We start from the raw sequence: 21,821 nt of genomic DNA on the forward strand, positions 1-21,821 counted from the left end.
CATGATCGACGCGGAGGCGTTTCTGCGGTCCCATGACGCCGTCGCACCGTCGGCGCCGCCGCGTCGTGAGGGGACGCGCCGCATGCGTCCCCTTCAAGGAGACGGCGTCGCCGTGCGGAAGGGCATGGCTCAAGACGGCGGCTTCGACGACTGCCGCGAGGCGGCGTTGCGTCTGCTCGATGCGGCGCCGCGCTCGTCCGGCGCGCTGCGTGACCGTCTGCTCGGCAAGGGCTATGACGAATCGGTCGTGGACGGGGTCATCGAACGGCTGGCGGCGGTCGATCTGCTCGACGACGACGCCTACGCCGAATCCGCCGTGCGCTGGTGCGCCGGCCGCCTGATGGGGCGCCGGGGCACGGTGATGGAGCTGATGCGCAAGGGCGTGGGTCGTGCACTGGCCGAACAGGTGGCGTGCCGTGCGGAAGAGGACGGCGTGTTCGAGGATGCGGCATGGGAATTGGGCCGCAAAGTGGCCCGCAGAACGCAGGGGCTCGATCGTCGCGTGCGCGTGCGCCGCTTCTGGTCGGCGGGTGGCCGCAAGGGCCATGATCCGGAGACTCTGGGACGAGTCGCCGCCGAACTGTTCTGACGGCTCTTGGAGAGCCTTGGAGAAGAATGAGGGAACGAGACCCCTTATACCCCGGGTTCTGTCATGCCGTGCGCGAACGCGCGGCACGGATGGCCATCCATCTCGACCTGACGTCGCCGCCAGGCTCCAGCAGCCTACCCGATGGCACGGGCGAGCAGCCCTTACCGCCATCTGCTTGGCCTTGCTCCCGATGAGGCTTGCCATGCGGCCCGCTGTTACCAGAGGCCCGGTGGTCTCTTACACCGCCGTTTCACCCTTACCCGTCGAGGACGGGCGGTCTGTTCTCTGCTGCGCTATCTCTCAGGTCACCCTGGGCGGACGTTATCCGCCATCGTGCTCTATGGAGCCCGGAAGTTCCTCAGTCACTCCCAATGAAGATCGTGACCGCGGCCATCAAGGGGTCTCGACCGCACCACTATACACGATGTGGTGACGAGTCGGCTTGCGGCGGGCTGGGAGACACGCTCGGGAGTGTCACGCATGAACCCGTCCCGGCCATGGAATCATGCGGATATTACGGGTACGCATGGTGCAGATGACGACAAGTCGATAATCTTTCCGCGAGTTCTCCCACCGTTAACGTGCGCGTCGTCTACAATGGGGCGTACCCGGACGGTGAAGACGCCGTACGGAACGCAAATAGCGGGAGACCGCTTGAGTCAAGGGAGGTCCACATGGAAATCGTCGTTACCGGACGTCACACGCAGGTCAAGCCCAGGTTCCGTGATGTCGTAGAGAACAAGATGAATCGTGTGACCGCTATCGCGCCCGATGCGCAGCGCGCCCAGGTGGTGCTCTCGCACGAGGGCAACCCGCGTCAGGCGGACACCGCCAAGCGCGTGGAGATCACCATCATCGCAGGCCGCACCGTGGTGCGCGCCGAGGCCTCGAGCGCCGACGAGTACAGCGCGCTCGATCTGGCCATGGACAAGCTGACGCTGCGTCTGCGCCGCACGCGTGACCGTCGCAAGGACCATCGCCGCGGCTACACGAACCCGGTCCCGGTGGACATGGGCGTCGTTGAGCCGCCCGTCGTCGAGGAGGAGAGCGCGGAGGAGGAGCCGAACAACAGCCCGGCCGCCGCGGTAGCATCCGATCTCGGCCCCGGCGAATCCGTCGAGGTGCAGGTCGGCGACACCCCGATCGTCATCCGCCGCAAGCTGCACATCGCCGAGCCGATGAGCATCGACGAGGCGCTGTACGAGATGGAGCTCATCGGACACGACTTCTTCCTGTTCGTCAACAAGGAGACCGGGCGTCCGTCCGTCGTCTACCACCGCCACGGCTGGAGCTACGGCGTGTTCGAGATCGACACCCCGGAGAACGTCGCCAAGTGACGCACCGGTGACGTGGACGTCCTCACGGCGTTTATGACGTCATCCGACACGAGAGTCATCCGACACGAGATATGAGTGGGGGCCGCTTCCTGATGACCGGAAGCGGCCCCCACTCGTATCTCCGGCGATGGTCCGTCACGCCGTGCGCCATGGTTTGCGAGACGAAATACGCGATAATGTGGAGAATCGCACGGCCTTATCGGCATTATCGCGTAAGATAATCGGCAGTGTGTCCGCACAGACGCGTCACGGGGCAGGCAAGTGGGCCAGAACCGCGACGGATGGGCGGATGCTTGGGAACGACACAGGAGCGAACAGTGGTAGATATCGTTGACAAGGCCCTGCGCATGGGCGAAGGCCGCCAGATCAAGAAACTCGAGAACGTCGCGAAGGCCGTGAACGCGCTCGAGGACGAGATCTCGGCGCTCACCGACGAGGAGCTCAAGGCGCAGACGCCGAAGTTCAAGCAGCAGCTTGACAACGGCAAGAAGCTCGACGACATCATGCCCGAGGCGTTCGCCACCGTGCGCGAGGTGTCCAAGCGCACCCTCGGCCAGCGCCACTTCGACGTGCAGCTCATGGGCGGCGCCGCCCTGCACTGGGGCAACATCGCCGAAATGAAGACCGGTGAGGGCAAGACCCTCGTCGCCACCCTGCCGAGCTACCTCAACGCCCTCGAAGGCAAGGGCGTGCACGTGGTCACCGTCAACGACTACCTGGCCAGCTACCAGAGCGAGCTCATGGGCCGCATCTACCGCTTCCTCGGCATGAACGTCGGCTGCATCATCACCGAGCAGAAGCCGCCGGAGCGCCGCAAGCAGTACAACGCGGACATCACCTACGGCACGAACAACGAGTTCGGCTTCGACTACCTGCGCGACAACATGGCGTGGGAGAAGAGCGAGCTGGTGCAGCGCGGCCACCACTACGCCATCGTCGACGAGGTCGACTCCATCCTCATCGACGAGGCCCGAACCCCGCTCATCATCTCCGGCCCGGCCGAAGGCGACGTGACCCGTTGGTACCGCACCTTCGCCAAACTGGTCCTCAAGCTCGTGCGCGACGAGGACTACGAGGTCGACGAGAAGAAGAAGGTCGTCGGCATCAAGGACCCGGGCATCACCAAGATCGAGGACTTCCTCGGCATCGACAACCTGTACGAGCCGGCCAACACCGCGCTCATCGGCTACCTCAACAACGCCATCAAGGCCAAGGAGCTGTTCCTGCGCGACCGCGACTACGTGGTGACGCACGGCGAGGTGCTCATCGTCGACGAGCACACGGGCCGCATCCTGCCGGGCCGCCGCTACAACGAGGGCCTGCACCAGGCCATCGAGGCCAAGGAGGGCGTGGAGGTCAAGGCCGAGAACCAGACCTTCGCGACCATCACCCTGCAGAACTACTTCCGCATGTACGACAAGCTCGCCGGCATGACCGGTACCGCCGAGACCGAGGCGGCCGAGTTCATGAGCACCTACAAGCTGGGCGTGCTGCCGATTCCGACGAACCGCCCGATGATCCGCAAGGACCAGGACGACTTCATCTTCCGCACGAAGAAGGAGAAGCTCGCCGCCATCGTCAAGGACGTGGCCGCCCGCCACGCCAAGGGCCAGCCGGTGCTGCTCGGCACCGCGTCCGTCGAAAGCTCCGAGGTCGTCTCCACGCTGCTCGACGTCGCCAAGATCCCGCATCAGGTGCTCAACGCCAAGCAGCACGAGAAGGAGGCCGCGGTCGTCGCGGTCGCCGGCCGCAAGGGAGCCGTCACCGTCGCCACCAACATGGCCGGCCGTGGTACCGACATCATGCTCGGCGGCAACGTCGAGTTCCTCGCCGACGCCAAGCTCAAGTCCGAGGGCTACTCCCCGGAGGACACTCCGGAGGAGTACGAGAAGCGTTGGCCGGGCACCCTCGCCGAGGTCAAGGCTCAGGTCAAGGACGAGCACGAGGAGGTCAGGAAGCTCGGCGGCCTGTACGTGCTCGGCACCGAGCGCCACGAGTCCCGCCGTATCGACAACCAGCTGCGCGGCCGTTCCGGCCGTCAGGGCGACCCGGGCGAGTCCCGCTTCTACCTGTCCCTCGAGGACGATCTCATGCGCCTGTTCAACACGCAGCTCGTGGCGCGCGTCATGGCGAAGGGCCTGCCGGAGGGCGAGCCGATCCACGCCAAGAGCGTGTCCAAGGGCGTGCGCACCGCGCAGAAGGCGCGCGAGTCGCAGAACTTCGAGATCCGCAAGAACGTGCTCAAGTACGACGACGTGATGAACAAGCAGCGCACCGTCATCTACTCCGAGCGTCAGGCCGTGCTCAAGGGCGAGGACATCCACGAGGACATCCTGCGCTTCATCTCCGATACGGTCGCCAGCTACGTCAAGGGCGCGAACAACGGTTCCGACAAGCCGGCCGACTGGGATTGGGAGGGCCTGTTCAAGGCGCTCAACACCGTCATCCCCACCGAGGTGACCGTCGAGGAGGCCAAGAAGGCCGCCGAAGGCAAGAAGGGCGAGAAGGCCGTCGAGGCCGTGCGCGACGTGATCGTCGCCGACGCGAAGGCCAAGTACGCCGAGTTCGAGGAGACGCTCGGCGCCGAGGGCCTGCGCCAGCTCGAACGCCGCGTCGTGCTCGCCGTGCTCGACCGCAAGTGGCGCGAGCACCTGTACGAGATGGACTACCTCAAGGACGGCATCGGCCTGCGCGGCATGGGCCAGCGCGACCCGCTGGTCGAATACCAGCGCGAAGGCTACCAGATGTACAACTCCATGGTCGAGGCCATCAAGGAGGAGTCCGTCCAGCTGCTCTTCCACGTGGATATCCAGCAGGTCGCCCGCACCGAGGACACGACCACCGAAGCGGATGAGGACGCGGCCGTCGACGCCACCGAATCCGAGCTCGGCATCGCCGCCGCCACTCAGGCCGCCGGCCCCGACGAGGACGGCGAGACCGAGTCCGAGGCGGCCGAAGGCGAGGTCGAAGAGGAGGATGAGCAGGACGAGGCCGAGAAGGAGGCCATCGCCGAGGCTGCGAAGGCCTCCGAAGCGGGCGAGACCACGTCCGCGATCTCCGGTCCGGCTCCGATCAGCCACGCCGAAGGCAAGGTTCCAGCCAACAAGCGTCCGAAGAACGAGGAGCTGAAGACCCCGTGGGCCGACGGCCGCACCTTCCCCGGCACCGGCCGCAACGCCCCGTGCCCGTGCGGTTCGGGCCGCAAGTACAAGATGTGCCACGGCCAGAACGAGCAGTGATCTGACCGCTTCCGCGTGATGGGAGGGCCCCGACGGTTCATCATGAACCCGTCGGGGCCCTCCCATATCCGCTCGTCAGCGTGTTCCCGCTGCTCCCGTCGTCGACTCGAGCAGTTTCAGGTTCTCCCGGTAGACTTCAAAGCCCGAGTGGGCGACGAGGTTCGCGGTCATGCCGACCATCAGCTCGATCGGCTCCTGCCTGCCCCGGCGGAACCAGTCCTTGAGCATGTTCACGACTCCTCCGGCGATGTAGCCGAATTGGTAGTCGCTCAGCGTCTTCGCCATCGTCGGATCCGCAATCGTGGGGTCCGTGGTTGCCGGATTCATGCCGGAAGCATCGCCCGAGGCCGCCTCCGCATGAATCGCAGTGGTTCCGGTTCCGTTGTCTCCGCCCGTCTCCGGGAAGATCTGTGGTGCGACCGTCTCGCTGCACACCTTGAAGATCGCGTCGATGATGTCCGCGTACAACCCTTCGCCGGACGGCGTCGCCAGCAGAGGGAGCAGCTGTTCCCTGCCGTCCAACGACTCGTAGACCTCGCGGATGAACGGGCGGTAGTCGCCGTCGCGCATCTCCTGTGCATGCCGGTACGTCATGTCCGTGTACATGCCGATCAGGTCGAGCCGCAGCTGGTCGAACATGTCGTATACGTCGTGGTAGTGCGCGTAGAACGTGACGCGATTGACGTCGGCCAGTTCCGTCAGTCCGGTGACGGTGATCCTGTTCAGCGGCTTGTCTGCCAGCAGGCGCAGCAGCGCCTCCTGCAGGAGACGTCGGGTGCGTCGTGTTCTCCGATCCGTTTTGGCATCATTTTCTACTGTCATTGTCGTTTTTCTTACAAGTGTCGTATATGTTGTGGTGTATACGTCGAAAGTCGCCCGGCATGATGGTTGCAGGGCACCCCGGCAACTCCAATAATGATACCCCGTAAAACAACAGATGTAGTGAAAAACACGGCTGTAAGGAAACTGTCAGGGGGTATCGGGTGCAACGCATCGTCAACGGCTTTCTCAGACATCGCGTCATCGTGGTGATCGCATTCGCGATACTAACGATTCTCGGGGCCATCGCCTACCCGCAGGTCAAGGTCAACTATTCGTTCGCCGACTACCTGCCGAAGGATGCCCCGTCCGTCATCGCCCTCGACGACATGAAGGAGTCGTTCGATGCTGGCGTGCCGAACGCGCGCCTGTACGCCGAAGGCATCACCGAAGTGCAGGCGGACCGGCTTGCCGACGATCTGGCCGGCATCGACGGGATCGATGAGGTCATGTGGCTCGGCTCTGTCGTCGACACCAAGACGCCGGCGGAGATCCAGGACGCGGACACCGTCTCCTCGTGGAAGACGGACAAGGGGTACCTGTACCAGTTGACCATCGACTCGTCCAAGCTGGTCGACGCGGTACCCGAGGCCAGAACCGTGGCCGAACAGGCGCATGCGACGCGCGTGACGATGTCCGGCGACGGCGTCACCACGGCCGAGGCGCAGGGATCCGCCGGACCGGAGATCATGCTGATCATGGCCATCGGCGTGGCGATCATCATCGGCATTCTGCTCATCACCTCGCATTCGTGGTTCGAGCCGGTGATCTTCCTCATCATCATCGGCGTGGCGATCGTGATGAACATGGGGTCGAACATCATGCTCGGGGAGATCAGCTTCGTCAGTCAGATCTGCGGAGCCATCCTCCAGCTCGCCGTCTCGATGGACTACGCGATCGTGCTGCTGCACACCTTCCGCAGGGTCGAGAAGGAAATGCCCGGAGCCACGCCGGTAGAGGCGATGGCCGAAACCATGATCCGCAGCTTCACGGTGATTCTGAGCTCGGCGGCCGTCACCTTCTTCGGCTTCCTCTCGCTGACGGTCATGCGCTTCGGCATCGGCGTGAACATGGGCGTCGTGCTCTCCAAGGGCATCGTGTTCAGCTTCCTGTCGATCATGCTGCTCATGCCCTGTCTGATTCTCATGTGCCTCAAACCGTTGAACGCATTGGAGCACCGGTATCTCATGCCATCGTTCTCCCGGTTCGCGAAGGTTTCGATGCGCATCGCCCTGCCGGCGGCGCTGGTCGTCCTGATCGCGGCCGTTCCCGCCTACGTGGCGCAGGAGCGCAACGACTTCATCTACGGTTCGGCCGATTTCATGCAGCCGGGCAGCAGGCTCAAAACCGACGCCGACCACATCAACGACGCCTTCGGCCGATCCGAGACCTGGGTCATCATGGTTCCCGAAGGGCGATGGGCCGACGAGCAGGCCGTCGTCGACGACGTCGAACAGCTGCCTCATGTCACCGACGTCACCTCGTACGTCACCATGGCCGGCAGGGCGATGCCGACGGCCATCGTCCCCGACAGCCAGCTGGACCAGCTCATCTCGCACGGATGGTCGCGTCTCGTCGTGTCGATGGACGTGCAGACCGAATCGAAGGACGCCTACGCGCTCGTGCCAGAGGTGCGCGACACCGTCGCCCGCCATTACGGCGACGACTACCGGCTGGTCGGCACGACGGTGAGCACCTACGACCTGAGGGACGTGGTGCGCGCCGACAGCGGCAAGGTACGGCTGTTCTCCATCGGCAGCATCGCACTCGTGCTGCTCATCGTGTTCCGGTCAATTGCAATCCCGGTCGTGGTGCTGCTCGCCATCGAAATCTCGATCTGGCTCAACCTCGCCGTACCGTATGTGACCGGCGACACCCTCAACTACATCGGATACCTCGTCATCGAGGCCGTGCAGCTGGGAGCGGCCGTCGACTACGGCATCATCTACACGCGCGAATACCTGGACCAACGGCGACGGCACGGGCCACGCGAGGCGACGCGCCTGTCCATCCAGCATTCCGCGATCACGATCCTCACCTCGGCCACGATCCTCATCAGCGCCGGATTCGCCGTGCTGCGCATCGCATCCAACGGCGTGATCAGCGAGATCGGCCTGCTCATCTCCCGTGGCGCCCTCATCTCCATGCTGCTCATGTTCCTGTTGCTGCCGTGGCTGTTCCGTGTATCGGACGGCTTGATACGACGCACTTCGATCGGATTGGGTTTCCGCGACGACTGGCGATCCGAAGCGCAGCCCAATCGCCGCGATAGCCGCGACCGCCGATACGCCTACTCATCAGCCATCCAATCCGCGGCCAGTACCGCCACCCACACCACGAAGGAGATCACACGATGACCATGACCAACACGCATCACGACAACGCAAACGCTGACACGCCGAGCGCCGTCGCCGACCGCCGACGCACGACGGCAAGAACGATCCTCGCACCCACCATCGCCGCATTCCTCACGGCCGTGCTCCTCGCGGTTCCGGCACTGGCCCCCGCGAATGCCGCGGACTCATCCCAGGCATCCGCGCGCGTCACGGCGGCGACCCCGGCGGGCAATGGAGACGAGGGCGCCGCGGGGAACGGCAAGGACGAGACCGTCTACATCAAGACCAAGGCGAACGGTTCCGTCTCCGGAATCTACGTGGTCAACACCTTCGACTCCGGAGACACGCGCACCGTCCAGGACCCAGGCTCGTACACCAAGGTCACGAACCTCACCACCGACGCGAAACTCGAAGAGAAGAACGGCGCGGTGGACGTCACCACCCTTGACGACAAGCCCTTCTACTATCAGGGCGACCTCAAGGCGAACACCGCACTGCCCTGGAACGTCAGCGTCGACTACACGCTGGACGGCAGGACCGTCGACGCCAAGGAACTGGATGGGGCGGACGGCGAACTCGCCGTGACCCTGCGCATCACGCCCAACGAATCCGCCGACGAGAAGACCCGCGAATTCGCCGACGCCTACGTGATCCAGGCGCAGGGCACGTTCCCGCAGGAGTCGTTCGACATCACCGACGCCGGCGACGCCACCCTCGCACAATCCGGCGGCAACACCGTCGTCTCCGGCATGGTCCTGCCCGGGGAAACCGGAACGTTCACCATCCGCGGGCAGGCCAAGAACTTCACCAGCTCCGGATGGCAGATCACAGCGATGAGTCTCGACATGGCGCTGGACGTGCGCGATCAGGACACCTCCCAACTCACCGAACAGACCGGCAAACTCGGCGACGCCACCGCGCAACTGGCGGCCGGCACGACATCCCTCGCCCAAGGCAACCGGGAACTGAGCCAGGGCCTCGGCTCACTCGCCGACGGAACCGCCGAACTCAACCGCGGCGCGCAATCCCTCGCCGGTGGAACGGCGACGCTCGCACAAGGTGCGGACTCGCTCGCACAGGGCAACCGGCAACTCGCCGACGGACTGACGCAACTGAACGACGCCAGCGGGCGCATGAGCGAAGGCGTCAAGGGACTGCCCGAACAGATGACGGCGCTTTCCCAAGGCGTCACCACGCTCAAGCAGGGATCGGATGCGCTGAAACAGGGAGACGAACAATACCGGCAGGCGCTCGCCAGTGGCCGGCAGACGATTCTTTCACAGGTAGGCGGCGACATCGATGCGGCCGAAACGGCGTCCCGGCAGGCGTACGCTCAGGCGTTGGCCGTCGTGCAGCAGAACCCCGGCGACGCCCAGGCCATCGCGGCGCTCGACAAGGCGGTGACCGCCATGGCGCAGGTGCAGAACGCCAAGGGGCAGTATCAGGCGCTTGGGCAGGCGCTTGACGGCTACGCAGGCATCTCCTCCGGAGTCGGGCAGCTGAGCGGGGGAGTGGATCAGCTCGACACGAAGGTGAACGGTGCGGATCCGTCCGCACAGGCATCCTCCGCACAGCTGACGCAGCTGGTCGACGGATTGGAAGCGATGCACACCGCCATCGGCCAGCTCAATACGGGAGCGCAATCCGCCGCTGATGGGGCCGATCAGCTGGCGCAGGGTCTGTCGACCGCGCATGCAGGTGCCAACAGTCTCGCCACCGGAACGGCTGCGGCAGACTCGGGCGCCCGCACGCTCGCCTCGGGCGCGGCCTCGGCCGCACAAGGCGCCGGCCAGCTCGATGACGGCGCCCGGGAACTTGCCGACTCCGTCAAGGGCATGGACGACAAGGTGCTCGACGAACTGCAGAAGACCATCGACGAGAAACTCGGCAGGAACTTCACAGTGCATTCGTTCGTCGCCCCCGCCAACACCGCCGTCGACCGCGTCCAGTTCACCTACGTCCTGCCCGGCATCGGGCAGTGAGCAGAGGCGCGGCAGCCGCCTTCTGCAATATGGAAGCGGCCGGAGCGGTAAACGCGGAATCACTAGAATGAGGCGTGTCATCTGGTATGAAGGCGTGCAATCGCGCCAAGGAGGAACAATGGCAGAGATCACGTGGAAGTCGATTCTCACCAAGCTGGTCGGGGGAGACCATCTGAGCGCGGAGGAGTCCGAGTGGTTCGTCGATGATCTGATGAAGGGCAACGCGAATCCGGCGGCCGTGGGCGCGGCCCTCGCCATGCAGCAGCAGCTTGGCCTGACTGCGGAAGAGGTGTCCGGCGCGGCCAAGGCCATGGTCTCGCATGCGGTGCCGCTCAACGTGTCCGGCGAGACCACCGACATCGTCGGCACCGGTGGCGACGGTTTCTCCACCGTGAACCTGTCCACCATGGGCTCTGTGGCCGCGGCGGCCGCCGGCGTGAAGATCGTCAAGCACGGCAACCGCGCCGCCTCCTCGAAGTGCGGTGCCGCCGACGTGCTCGAGGCGCTCGGCCTGCCGTTGGACCTGAAGCCCGAGGCGGTCGGCGAGGTCGGCGACGAGGTGGGCATCACCTTTGCGTTCGCCCGCACCTTCCACCCGGCCATGCGTTTCGTCGGTCCGATCCGCGCGGCGCTCGGCATCCCGTGCGTGTTCAACGTGCTCGGCCCCCTGACCAACCCGGCCAAGCCCGCCCATGTGGCCATCGGCTGCGCGAAGCGTGAGGTCAGCCCGATCATGGCCGCCGTGTACGCGGCCAACGGCCAGTCCGGCATGGTCTACACGTCGCACGAGGGGCTCGACGAGCTCGCGCCCACCGGTCCGGTCTCCGTGTGGGAGATCCGCGACGGCAAGGTCACCGAAACCGAATTCGACCCGACCGTCGAGCTTGGTTTGGAGAAGATCGACGTGGCGCAGCTCAAGGGCGGCGAGCCCGAGGTCAACGCCGCCGCGTTCCGCGATTTCCTTGCTGGCAAGGACATTCCGGCCCGCACCACCGCGCTGCTCAACACCGCCTCCGCGATCGTCGCCGATGGGCATTTGATTGGCGACGGCACGCTGGCCGAACGGTTCCGCGAGGCATACAAGATCGCCGAAGAGACCGTCGACTCCGGCAAGGCCCAGGCCCTGCTCGACAAGTGGATCGAGACCGCCAAGTCCAAGGCGTGATCATCTTCTCGGCGCGATTTTGGTGCGCAAAACCGCGGTTTTGCGCACCAAAATCGCGCCGAGAAACGGAGACAGACGGGTGCCTGCCTCTACACGCGGGCGCCGTCGTCGAAGTAGCCGCCGCGGTCGCCGGGGCGGTCCTTGCGGTTGAGGATCTTGCCGACGAGCCCTGCGAGGCCGACGATCGTGCACAGGCCGAACACGAGGTTCAAGATGGTGCTGAGCACCGGAATCCCGTAGAGCGCGGGCACGAGGATCATGGCGAGCATGCCCGCCAGTCCGATAATCATCAGCGCCGCGAGCATCACGGTCGAGGTACGCAAATCGCCCAGATCGGGGTTCGGGGGAGTGAAGTCGCCGTCATCATGGGCGTCCATCACGTCGTCCGTGTCGAGCCAGCTGGAACCGGTGAAGTCGCGGGGGCCATGGCTCGCGCCCGTGCTGGAGAACGCGTCCGGCCTGAGGTCGTCGACGCTGAGCAGCCGCTCCTTCTCCTTGCGTTCCGCGTGCCGTTCGAAGCGTTTCGCGTTGCGGGAGGACGCCACATCGTTGAGGTCGTCCCTGTGCTCCGCCTGGAACGCGGCCCACGCTGCGTCGAGATTGCCGAGATCCGGCTTGCCCGTATTCCCCTCCGGCGCATCGGCGTGGCCGGCGTCCTCGCCATGCCCTTGCGCCGGGCGGGACGCACCGTCATCCGATGCGGGGTTTGTACGCTCGTCGTCCGCGTTGGTATTGTTGAGTTCAGTCATACCCACCACTCTAATGCGCGGCCATGGCTTGCGCGGGGAGGGAAACGCCAAGTGCTCTACTGGTTCTTCGTCAAAGTGTTCGGTCCCATCGCACGCCGCCGCCTCGGCCCGACGGCCAAGGGATTGGAGAACATCCCGCGCAAGGGCGGCGCCATCATCGCCGCCAACCATCTCGCCGTCATCGACGACGCGCTCATCCCGATCACCTGCCCGCGCATGGTGCATTTCATGGGCAAGGCCGAATACTTCGAAGGCAAGGGCGTCAAGGGCAAGTTCAAGAAGTGGTGGTTCACTTCCGTGGGCGTGTTCCCGGTGGACCGCTCCGGCGGCAACAAGTCGCTGGGCGCGCTCGAGCACGCGCGCGAGATCATCGAGGACGGCCACCTGTTCGGCATCCACATCGAGGGCACACGCAGCCCGGACGGCCGCCTGTACAAGGGTCACACCGGCGTGGCGCGCCTTGCGCTCGAGACCGGATGCCCGATCGTGCCGACCGCCCTCATCGGCTCCGACAAACTCCAGCCGATCGGCACGACGATTCCGAAGAAGGGCCGGACGCAGGTGATCTACGGCAAGCCCATCCACGTGGAGAAGAAGGCCGCCGATGAGATCACCCACGACGATCTGCGCGCCCTCACCGACCATCTCACCGCGGAGATCCAGAAGCTCAGCGGCCAGGAGTATGTGCCGGAATACGCGCAGAAGGTCAAGGCCGAGCTCAAGGCGAAGCGTGAGGCCGAACAGGCCGAACAGGCCGCGTAAGCGGAACGCGGCATCCGCCGAATGACCTGAATGAGACGCGGATAATCGAACAACACGAACCACACGGATGACGTCGATGCACATGACGTCCCGTGACATCCCGAGTGAAAGGAAGGGCGGCTCCCCGCAATGGGGAGCCGCCCTTCCTTTCAGCTCACGCTCATGTCGCCCGTATCACATATCACACCACGGTGAGCGTGACGACGGTCTTGTTGCCCTTCTCGTCACGCACGCGCACCTGTTCGCCCGGGTCGGGGCTCTGCAGGCGCACCGTATGCGTCACGTCGCCGAGCGGCGCGGACTTCTTGACCGACAATCCCAGCGCCTCCAACGTCTTGGCGGCCTCGTCGTAGGTCTTGCCGCGCACGTCCGGGATGGTCACCATCTCCGGCCCCTTGGAGACGACCACGTCCACCGAGTCGCCCCAATGCAGCTGCGTGTCCTTCGCGACGGAGGAGGAAAGCACCTTGCCGGCCTCGACGGTGTCGCTGTACGCCTCGCTCCAGTTCGCCTTGAGCTTGAGGTCGTTGAGCGCGGTCGTGGCCTCGTCCTTCGTGCGGCCCACGATGTCGGGCATCGTCACCGGCATCGGTCCCTTGGACAGCGCCACGGTGATCTCCGCATTGTGCTTCAACGTGGTGCCGGGGTCGGGCGACACGCTCAGCGCCACGCCTTCGGGCAGTGTCTCGGAGTACACGTCCTGGGATTCGTCGTGCTTGACGTTGTCGAATCCGGCCTCCTTGAGGGCGTCGAGCGGCGCCTTGCCGTGGGCCGAGTTCGGGTCGAGGATGTCGTCGGGGATGGTCGCCATCCGCACGCCCTTCGACACGACCACTTCGAGGGTGGGGGTGTGGCGCTTGCTCACGTGCATGTCGACCTGGGCGTCCCCGCCGTTGAGCTTCGCGGAGACGATGGTGCCCTCGTCCGCCGTGTCGCTGTATTCGCGGGTGATCTTGTACGGGATGCCCGCCACCTTCAGCGTGCCCTCGTAGGCGCTCCACGTGGCGCCTTCGAGCGTGCAGGCGCGATTGGCCTCGCAGGTCACGTCGTCCGGCTTCGGCAGCTCCCAGTAGCTGCCCGGCCCCCTGTAGTACCACCATGCGAAGCCACCGCCGCCGGCCAGTGCGAGGCAGAGGATCACGGCGATGGCGATGATGATGGCCTTGCCGTGCCCTTTGCGTTTGGCCGGCTGCCCGGCGGGGGCCGCCATGGGGCCCGTGCCATCGGCGTGCGGTGTGGGCATCGGAGCCCCGGCCGCCGACGCGGGAGCCGGTGGGGCGGGCGGTACGGCGGCGGAGGCCACGCCGGTCGGCGGAATCTGGCCGGCGACCGGGCGCAGCGTCATGGTCCGCGCGTCGTCCGGCACCGCCGCCGGACCCGCCGCGGCCGCGACGGACGACGCCGTGCGGGCGGCGGGCTGCGCCGCAGCGGTTCCGGCTCCTTCGTCGTCGTCCGCGAAATCGTACAGATCCAGCGGTTGCGTCTCCTGCGGTTCGGCAAGCGGTGCGAGCACCTGCGTCTCGCCCACCGCCATCGCCGTCGTCGGGGGAATCTGCGTCGTCGCGCCCGCCGTCCGTGCCGCGCCCGTCGCCGATGTCGTCTCCGCTGGCTGCGCCGCGCGTTCGGCGTCCGACGTGTCCGACGCATCCGACGGCGCGGGGGAGGGCGGTGCGGGGATGAGTGCGTGCGTTTCGGCCGCGTCGGCGGGACTCGCGCCCGCCGCTGCCGAAACGGCGAGACTTGCGGCAGGCAACGCGCCTGCCGCGCCTGCGGCGCCCGCCACGACCGACGCGCCCGCATCCACATGCTCGCCCACACCCTGCCCGTCTTCCGTGCGCCGGTACTGCCACGCCTCCACCGTCAGGGAGCGCATCACGTCGCGCAGCTCCGCGGCCGCCGCCGTGGCGTCCGCGGAGCGCGCGGCGATGTCGCGTTCGGTCAGATGCGCGATGAACCGGGCGACGGACGGGTCGATGCCCGGGCACGGCACGGCCACCGACGGCACGTCCTCGTGCACGTGCTTGAAGACGAGCGTGACGGGATTGTCGGAGATGAACGGCACTTCGCCGGCGAGCATCTCCCACGCCATGATGCCCACCGCGTACAGGTCGCCCTGCGGCGTCGCCTCGTTGCGTTCGATGGTCTCCGGCGGCAGGTATGCGGCGGTGCCGAGCAGCATGCCGGTGGAGGAGAGCGTCGCCTGCGAGGTCGCCTTCGCCAATCCGAAATCGGTGATCTGGACATGCCCGCGGTCGTTGAGCATGATGTTCTCCGGTTTGATGTCGCGGTGCACCACGTTCACCTGATGCGCGGAGGAGAGCCCGTCGAGCGTTTCGGCGACGATGCGCAGCGTCTGGCGCACGCTGAATGTGCCCTGCGCGTTCATCTCGTGACGCAGGTTCACGCCATGCACGTATTCCATCACCAGATAGGCGAGCCCATGGTATTCGCCCGCGTCATACACCTGAACGATGTGCGGGTTGGCGATGCGCGCGGCGGAGCGGGCCTCGCGGCGGAACCGTTCGATGAACTGGTCGCGGTGCGGGCCCTGCGCGAGCTGCGTGTGCATCACCTTGACGGCCACCGGGCGCGCGAGGCGTTCGTCCTGCGCCTCGTACACCGTCGCCATGCCGCCCTGCGCGATCTGGCGCACGATGCGGTACCGACCCTCGATCAACTGTCCTTCTGGGGCGTTTGCGGCTTCAGTCATAACGGTTTCGTCCGTGTCCTTACCATCGTTCGGAATACGTCGTTCGCCGTGCGCCGCCATGCCGTGGCGCGACGACGCGCGAACCGTCTCCACTCTAGCGTTCGGCCACGTCCGGGACGAAACGCGCGCACGCGTGCACAAGACGTTCGTGAGGCCGCGCGTCGAGCCCCAGCCCGTCGATCGCGTCGAGCGTGCGCCGCCATAGGCGCGCGATGCGATCGTGCGATTGTGCCACGGCGCCGGTCGAGGAGAACAGTCCGATCGCGCGGCGCACGTCCGCCTCGTCGCGGGCGGGCGCGCGGAACATCGCGGCGAGCTCGTCCGCCTCGTCGCGGGACGCCATGTCGAGCGCGTCGGCGAGCAGCACGGTGCGCTTGCCTTCGCGGATGTCGCCGCCCACGGGCTTGCCGCTCGTACGGCTTGACCCGACGACGTCGATGAGGTCGTCCTCCAGCTGGAACGCCAATCCGAGCGGCTCTCCCACGGCCAGCGCACGGGCGCGGGCGTCGTCCGGGTCGACGCCCGCGGCGAGCAGCGCCAGCTCCAGCGGGGCGATCGTCGTGTAGCTCGCCGTCTTCCACCGGAACACGCCCAGCGACGCCTCGACGAGCGCCTGCGGGTAGTCCAGAGACGCCTGTTCGACGGCGAGGTCGAGCACCTGGCCGATCTCGACCTCGCGCTGCATGGTGAGGAACGCGGACACCAGCGCCGAGGAATGCGCCAGTCCGCCCGCCGCGCTGTTGGCGATGTCGACGCAGGCGGTCGCCAGCAGGTCGCCGAGCATCAGCCCCAACCCGCGGCCGATCGCCGGCGCGCCCGACCATGTCTCCAACGCGCGGTGGGCGCTCGGACGCCCACGGCGCAGGTCCGAATCGTCGATGATGTCGTCGTGGACGAGCGCCGCGGTCTGGAACACCTCGATCGCGCACGCCATGTCGACCATCGCGGGCCGGCTCGCCGGGCCGCCGCCGAACACGTCGTACGCGGTCAACGCGAGCAGGGCGCGCAGACGCTTGCCGCCCTCGCTGGAGGTCATGCCTTGCGCGACGACGGCGTCGAGCATCGCGCGGCAGGCGGAGGGTATGGCGGGCCCGCCCAAGGCGCCCGACGCGTCGGGCACGCCCGCGCGTTCGGCCACCAGTTCGGCGATCCGCGGTTCGATCAGGGAACGGTCAGCGTCAGTCGTACACATGCCTTCTAAGTTATCCACAATGTCGGGCGAATACAAGAACCCAGCATTTCCAACGGGTTTCGGGGTATTGACCACATTGGCCGCGCAGCGTGCGCCGAGAGGGCGCGGCCCGTCATACTGGCATCACGGCCGCTCGATCCCGCGGCCGCGAATCCGGCGGGGCACGCCCGCCGACGTCATCAAGGAGGACGACATGACACGACATGGACGCGCTGGACCGTCCGGAGGCCGCACCGGCCCCCACGGGGTGAGGGCCGACGACCCGGAACGCTGCAAGGAGTACCTGTCCGGCATCGGCGAGCTCGGCACGGACGTCATCGACGATCTGGTCGCCAGGCTGCGCGAGGACAGGCGTGCGCACGGGCCGGAGGAAGGCGTCGCCGATTGGATGGACGGGCCGCTCGACGAATGGCTCGACCACATCGACCACGGGTACGTCGATCTCGACGAGGAGACGATGGCGGCGATCGCCGTCGGCATGCACGAGGTGCTGTCGATGCGCGACGCGATCATCCTGTCGATGATCGCCGACCGCGACGTCTGCGACAGGGACGCGCTCATGGCCATCCTGACCCGTCCGCGCACCGCACCGGTGTCCGCCAAGGTGCGTGACCTGCTCACGGATGCCTTCGAGAACCGTCGCGGACCGGACCTGACGCGATGCCAGGCGGGCGTCACCATGCTGACGGGCATGACGCGGCTCATGCCGTTCGCGATGTGCGCCCAGCAGTTCGCCTCCATCGCCTACATACTGTGGTGGCTGGGCGACTGCCGGGCCGCGGCGTACGCGCTGCGATCGCTCGCCGCGGACGAGCGGTGCACGCTCGCGGCCATCATCCTGTCCGCGGCGCAGCGCGGCCTCGGGCCGGCGTGCGCCGGATGACGCGGACGTCTTCGCCGGGAGCGCACGTGCGTGCGGCGCGCGCCCTGCGGACGATGCGGCGCGCGGCGGATGTTCCGCGCCGGGAATAATCGTCCCTATGGGGTGGTTTACTCACATAGTTGACGATTTGCCCTTGCCAGAAGTGTGCCCATGTGGTATACGGGGCGGGGCGAGGAACCGCGAGGAGGATCAGTTTGGCTACCAAGAGCACGACGGCCGGCGACAAGACCGAGGACACCCAGGAGACGAAGCCCGCCGCCGCCAAGAAAGCCAGCACCGCGCGCAAGCCCGCCGCAAGGAGGACGGCCGCGAAGACGGCCTCGAAGACCACGGGAGGCAAGCCGGCCGCGAAGCGTACGCGCCGGAAGAAGGACGAGCCGGCCAAGCAGGTGGACGCCGATGAGGTGGACGAGCTCGACGACGAGAAGGAGGATCTCGACGTCGACGACCTCGACGAGCTTGACGAGGAATTGGACGGCGACGACGTCGACGAGTCCGAGGACGACGGGTCCGACGAGGATCTCGACGACGAGGACGAGGATGACGACGTCGACGAGGAGGACGAGGACGACGCCGAGGAGGGCAAGCCCGCCGAGGCGGAGGAGCCCAAGCAGAAGGGCGCCTTCGTCGTGCGCGATGACGATGACGACGACTACGAGCCGCGTCCGCGCCGCCGCGGCGGCAAGGTCGGCAACCCGAAGCGCCGTGTGATCACCGCGGGCGCCACCGCCGACCCGGTCAAGGACTATCTGAAGCAGATCGGCCGCGTCAACCTGCTGAACGCCGAACAGGAGGTCGACCTGTCCGAGCGCATCGAGGCCGGCCTGTACGCCCAGCACCTGCTCGACACCGAAGGCGACACGCTGGACTTCAAGCGCAAGCGCGAGCTCAAGTGGGCGGCGAACGACGGCAAGAAGGCCAAGGACCACCTGCTGGAGGCGAACCTGCGTCTCGTCGTCTCGCTCGCCAAGCGCTACACCGGCCGCGGCATGCTGTTCCTCGACCTCATTCAGGAAGGCAACCTCGGTCTGATCCGCGCGGTCGAGAAGTTCGACTGGAAGAAGGGCTTCAAGTTCTCCACGTACGCCACGTGGTGGATCCGCCAGGCCATCACCCGCGCCATGGCCGATCAGGCGCGCACCATCCGCGTGCCCGTGCACATGGTCGAGGTCATCAACAAGCTGTCGCGCGTGCAGCGCCAGATGCTGCAGGATCTCGGCCGCGAACCCACGCCGGACGAGCTCGCCCGCGAGCTCGACATGCCGGTCGAGAAGGTGCAGGAGGTGCAGAAGTACGGCCGCGAGCCGATCTCCCTGCACACCCCGCTCGGCGAGGACGGCGATTCCGAGTTCGGCGACCTCATCGAGGACACCGACGCCATCGCCCCCTCCGACGCGGTCGCGTTCTCGCTGCTGCAGGAGCAGTTCAAGAGCGTGCTGGAGACGCTGTCGCCGCGTGAGTCCGGCGTCATCAAGATGCGTTATGGCCTCGAGGACGGCCAGCCGAAGACCCTCGACGACATCGGCCGCGTGTACGGCGTGACGCGCGAGCGCATCCGCCAGATCGAATCGAAGACCATGTCGAAGCTGCGCCACCCGTCCCGTTCGCAGACGCTGCGCGACTTCCTGGACCAGTGACCGCGCCGCGCGGCGGCGGCCGCGCGAGGAGTGGAACGGCCCGGCGGGCCGTTCCATGACGGAGCCGTCTTCGGCTCCCGTTCAACCATCACCCGACTGATAGAGGAATATGGCCACAGAGGAATACGGCGCTAAGGATCTTGCCGTTCTTGAAGGGCTCGACGCGGTGCGCAAGCGCCCGGGCATGTACATCGGCACCACCGACTCGCAGGGTCTCATGCACTGCCTGTGGGAGATCATCGACAATTCCGTCGACGAGGCGCTGGCCGGGTTCTGCGACAGGATCGTCGTGACCCTGCACACCGACGGTTCCATCGAGGTCGAGGACAACGGCCGCGGCATCCCCGTCGACAAGGAGCCGAAGACCAAGCTGTCCGGCGTGGAGGTCGTCATGACCAAGCTGCACGCCGGCGCGAAGTTCGGCAACTCGTCGTACAACGCGGTCGGCGGCCTGCACGGCGTCGGCTCGTCGGTCGTCAACGCGTTGAGCTCCCGTCTCGACGTGTGGGTGGACCGTGACGGGCTCACGCACCACATGGCGTTCCATCAGGGCCATCCGGGCGTGTATGCGGACGCCGACCCGGCGAACCCTTCGCCGGATTCGCCGTTCAAGCGCACGCGCAAGAACCGTCCCACCGAGCTTGAGATCACCGGCGAGGTGCCCGCGAAACGGACCGGCACGCGCATTCGCTACTGGGCGGACGCCGAGATCTTCAACAGCACCGCGGAATTCTCGTACGAGCAGCTCATCGATCGTGTGCGGCAGACCAGCTTCCTCGTGCCGGGGCTCAGGATCGTCGTCGTCGACGAGAGCATTCCCGCCACCGGCGACGCGTCGGTCGACGAGATGCGCGAAGTGGACGCGTCCGACGCCGAAGCCGGGCAGGACGCGGTCGCCGTCGCACAGGCCGACGAAGCCGCGTACACGCACGCCCGGGTCGAGGAGTTCTACCACACCGGCGGCGTGAAAGACTTCGTCGACTTCCTTTCGCACGGCGAACCCATCTGCGACATCTGGCGCATCCAGGGCGAGGACACCTACGAGGAGGAGACGCAGGCCGTGGGCGAGGACGGCGAACTGCACGCCTCGAAGGTGACCCGCACCTGCGACGTCGACATCGCGCTGCGCTGGGTGAACGGCTACGACACGGTGATGCGCAGCTTCGTGAACATCATCGAGACGCCCGGCGGCGGTATGCACGTAGACGGTCTCATGAACTCCGTCACCAAGCAGGTGCGCAAGACCATCGAGGCGAACGCGCGCAAGCTCAAGGTGAACCTTAAGGACCAGCAGATGCGCGTCGAACGCGACGACATCATGGCTGGCCTTGTGGCCGTCGTCACCGTGCGCATCGCCGAACCCCAGTTCCAAGGCCAGACCAAGGACGTGCTCGGCACCGCGCAGGTCAAGCCGATCGTCACCCGCATGGCCGACGCGCAGTTCGGCGAGATGATCTCCGGATCCAAACGCGGCTACAAGGAGCAGTCCGGACGCGTGCTGGAGAAGATCGTCGGCGAGATGCACGCTCGCGTGCAGTCGCGCAAGGCGAAGGAGGTCACGCGCCGCAAGAACGCGCTCGAATCCGCGTCGATGCCGCCGAAACTGTCCGACTGCCAGCCGGGCAACGACGACGTGGCCGAACTGTTCATCGTCGAGGGCGATTCCGCACTCGGCACCGCCAAGGCGGCCCGCAACTCGGGGTTCCAGGCGTTGCTGCCCATCCGAGGCAAGATCCTCAACGTGCAGAAGGCGTCGATCACGCAGATGCTGTCGAACAAGGAGTGCGCGGCCATCATCCAGGTGGTGGGCGCAGGTTCCGGCCAGAGCTTCGACATCGAGCAGTCGCGCTACCACAAGGTCATCATGATGACCGATGCCGACGTGGATGGCGCGCACATCCGCATCCTGCTGCTCACCCTGTTCTACCGGTACATGCGTCCGCTCATCGAGCACGGCTACGTGTACGCGGCCGTGCCGCCGCTGCACCGCATCGCGCTGGCAGGTTCGCGCAAGGGCGAATACATCTACACGTATTCGGATGACGAGCTCGAAGGCAAACTGGCCGATCTGGACCGCAACCACATCTCCTACAACCCGGACATCCAACGGTACAAGGGTCTGGGCGAGATGGACGCCGACCAGCTGGCGGACACCACCATGGATCCGCGCACGCGCATGCTGCGCCGCATCCGCATGGAGGACGCGGCACAGGCCTCCGAGATCTTCTCGCTGCTCATGGGCGACGACGTGCCGCCGCGCAAGCAGTTCATCGTCGACAACGCGGACGATTTCGACCGATCCAAGATCGACACCTGACCGGCGCTGCCCATCACCTGACCGGCGACGCATCGGCGGGGCCTACATCATCGTGATGCCCGCCCCCCCCATGCCCGGCCAGACCCCGAACGGGGTGGTGGCGG

14 protein-coding genes and 1 other RNA gene are annotated in these 21,821 nt (G+C 66.3%); 10 read left to right on the forward strand and 5 right to left on the reverse strand.

The window, feature by feature from the left end; translation table 11 throughout:
- Nucleotide 1 precedes the first annotated feature (1 nt).
- Complete coding sequence (locus tag BFAL_RS00850; protein WP_055426552.1) at nucleotides 2-589, forward strand: regulatory protein RecX; 588 nt, start codon at nucleotides 2-4, stop codon at nucleotides 587-589.
- A gap of 31 nt (nucleotides 590-620) precedes the next feature.
- On the opposite strand, the gene rnpB is transcribed toward BFAL_RS00850, so the two are convergent.
- An RNA gene (gene rnpB / locus BFAL_RS00920) (RNase P RNA component class A) lies at nucleotides 621-995 on the reverse strand.
- A 268-nt stretch (nucleotides 996-1,263) separates the two neighbouring features.
- On the opposite strand from rnpB, the gene hpf reads away from it, so the two are divergent.
- Nucleotides 1,264-1,926, forward strand: coding sequence for a ribosome hibernation-promoting factor, HPF/YfiA family (gene hpf, locus BFAL_RS00855; protein WP_055426553.1), 663 nt, complete (start codon nucleotides 1,264-1,266; stop codon nucleotides 1,924-1,926).
- Between the two features lie 317 nt (nucleotides 1,927-2,243).
- Nucleotides 2,244-5,165, forward strand: a complete 2,922-nt coding sequence (gene secA / locus BFAL_RS00860; protein WP_055426554.1) for a preprotein translocase subunit SecA — start codon at nucleotides 2,244-2,246, stop codon at nucleotides 5,163-5,165.
- A 75-nt stretch (nucleotides 5,166-5,240) separates the two neighbouring features.
- Here the strand turns inward: secA and BFAL_RS00865 are convergent, their stop codons facing one another.
- On the reverse strand, nucleotides 5,241-5,987 hold the full coding sequence (locus BFAL_RS00865; RefSeq protein WP_055426555.1) for a TetR family transcriptional regulator C-terminal domain-containing protein: 747 nt from the start codon (nucleotides 5,985-5,987) through the stop codon (nucleotides 5,241-5,243).
- A gap of 161 nt (nucleotides 5,988-6,148) precedes the next feature.
- Here BFAL_RS00865 and BFAL_RS00870 point away from each other — a divergent pair, with 161 nt between their 5' ends.
- The 3 genes from BFAL_RS00870 to trpD all read left to right on the forward strand — a co-directional run bounded on the left by BFAL_RS00870 (nucleotide 6,149) and on the right by trpD (nucleotide 11,467).
- The gene (locus BFAL_RS00870; protein WP_055426556.1) at nucleotides 6,149-8,341 is read left to right on the forward strand and encodes an efflux RND transporter permease subunit; all 2,193 of its coding nucleotides are present in this window, start codon (nucleotides 6,149-6,151) and stop codon (nucleotides 8,339-8,341) included.
- Nucleotides 8,338-10,302 carry a phage tail protein gene (locus BFAL_RS00875; RefSeq protein ID WP_055426557.1) on the forward strand — a complete coding sequence of 655 codons (1,965 nt, stop codon included), beginning with the start codon at nucleotides 8,338-8,340 and terminating at the stop codon, nucleotides 10,300-10,302. Before BFAL_RS00870 ends, BFAL_RS00875 begins: the two co-directional genes overlap by 4 nt.
- A gap of 118 nt (nucleotides 10,303-10,420) precedes the next feature.
- Entirely contained in the window at nucleotides 10,421-11,467 is a 1,047-nt protein-coding gene (gene trpD, locus BFAL_RS00880) for an anthranilate phosphoribosyltransferase (RefSeq protein WP_055426558.1), read from the forward strand.
- 89 nt (nucleotides 11,468-11,556) lie between these two features.
- Here the strand turns inward: trpD and BFAL_RS00885 are convergent, their stop codons facing one another.
- Nucleotides 11,557-12,216: a hypothetical protein gene (locus BFAL_RS00885; protein ID WP_055426559.1), complete on the reverse strand. Its 660-nt coding sequence runs from the start codon at nucleotides 12,214-12,216 to the stop codon at nucleotides 11,557-11,559.
- A gap of 51 nt (nucleotides 12,217-12,267) precedes the next feature.
- Between BFAL_RS00885 and BFAL_RS00890 the strand changes: the two genes are divergently transcribed.
- Nucleotides 12,268-12,978, forward strand: a complete 711-nt coding sequence (locus BFAL_RS00890; RefSeq protein ID WP_055426560.1) for a lysophospholipid acyltransferase family protein — start codon at nucleotides 12,268-12,270, stop codon at nucleotides 12,976-12,978.
- Between the two features lie 181 nt (nucleotides 12,979-13,159).
- Here BFAL_RS00890 and BFAL_RS10515 read toward each other — a convergent pair whose 3' ends face one another.
- Nucleotides 13,160-15,688, reverse strand: a complete 2,529-nt coding sequence (locus BFAL_RS10515; protein ID WP_055426585.1) for a protein kinase domain-containing protein — start codon at nucleotides 15,686-15,688, stop codon at nucleotides 13,160-13,162.
- Nucleotides 15,689-15,782: 94 nt separating this feature from the next.
- Nucleotides 15,783-16,880, reverse strand: a complete 1,098-nt coding sequence (locus tag BFAL_RS00900; protein ID WP_055426561.1) for a polyprenyl synthetase family protein — start codon at nucleotides 16,878-16,880, stop codon at nucleotides 15,783-15,785.
- A 193-nt stretch (nucleotides 16,881-17,073) separates the two neighbouring features.
- On the opposite strand from BFAL_RS00900, the gene BFAL_RS00905 reads away from it, so the two are divergent.
- The 3 genes from BFAL_RS00905 to BFAL_RS00915 all read left to right on the forward strand — a co-directional run bounded on the left by BFAL_RS00905 (nucleotide 17,074) and on the right by BFAL_RS00915 (nucleotide 21,717).
- A complete protein-coding gene (locus BFAL_RS00905) occupies nucleotides 17,074-17,763 on the forward strand; it encodes a hypothetical protein (protein ID WP_055426562.1) in 690 nt (229 codons plus the stop codon).
- 194 nt (nucleotides 17,764-17,957) lie between these two features.
- Nucleotides 17,958-19,400 carry an RNA polymerase sigma factor gene (locus BFAL_RS00910; RefSeq protein ID WP_055426563.1) on the forward strand — a complete coding sequence of 481 codons (1,443 nt, stop codon included), beginning with the start codon at nucleotides 17,958-17,960 and terminating at the stop codon, nucleotides 19,398-19,400.
- Between the two features lie 109 nt (nucleotides 19,401-19,509).
- A complete protein-coding gene (locus BFAL_RS00915; protein ID WP_055426564.1) occupies nucleotides 19,510-21,717 on the forward strand; it encodes a DNA gyrase/topoisomerase IV subunit B in 2,208 nt (735 codons plus the stop codon).
- The last annotated feature ends 104 nt before the right edge of the window (nucleotides 21,718-21,821 follow it).

Origin of the sequence: Bifidobacterium aesculapii (assembly GCF_001417815.1) — a bacterium.
Classification (GTDB): Bacteria; Actinomycetota; Actinomycetes; order Actinomycetales; family Bifidobacteriaceae; genus Bifidobacterium; species Bifidobacterium aesculapii.

Coding starts and splice junctions, on each gene's coding strand:
- BFAL_RS00905 (WP_055426562.1), top strand. CDS start 17,074: ATGACACGACATGGACGCGCTGGACCGTCCGGAGGCCGCACCGGCCCC.
- BFAL_RS00885 (WP_055426559.1), bottom strand. CDS start 12,216: ATGACTGAACTCAACAATACCAACGCGGACGACGAGCGTACAAACCCC.
- BFAL_RS10515 (WP_055426585.1), bottom strand. CDS start 15,688: ATGACTGAAGCCGCAAACGCCCCAGAAGGACAGTTGATCGAGGGTCGG.
- trpD (WP_055426558.1), top strand. CDS start 10,421: ATGGCAGAGATCACGTGGAAGTCGATTCTCACCAAGCTGGTCGGGGGA.
- BFAL_RS00865 (WP_055426555.1), bottom strand. CDS start 5,987: ATGACAGTAGAAAATGATGCCAAAACGGATCGGAGAACACGACGCACC.
- BFAL_RS00850 (WP_055426552.1), top strand. CDS start 2: ATGATCGACGCGGAGGCGTTTCTGCGGTCCCATGACGCCGTCGCACCG.
- BFAL_RS00900 (WP_055426561.1), bottom strand. CDS start 16,880: ATGTGTACGACTGACGCTGACCGTTCCCTGATCGAACCGCGGATCGCC.
- hpf (WP_055426553.1), top strand. CDS start 1,264: ATGGAAATCGTCGTTACCGGACGTCACACGCAGGTCAAGCCCAGGTTC.
- BFAL_RS00875 (WP_055426557.1), top strand. CDS start 8,338: ATGACCATGACCAACACGCATCACGACAACGCAAACGCTGACACGCCG.
- BFAL_RS00915 (WP_055426564.1), top strand. CDS start 19,510: ATGGCCACAGAGGAATACGGCGCTAAGGATCTTGCCGTTCTTGAAGGG.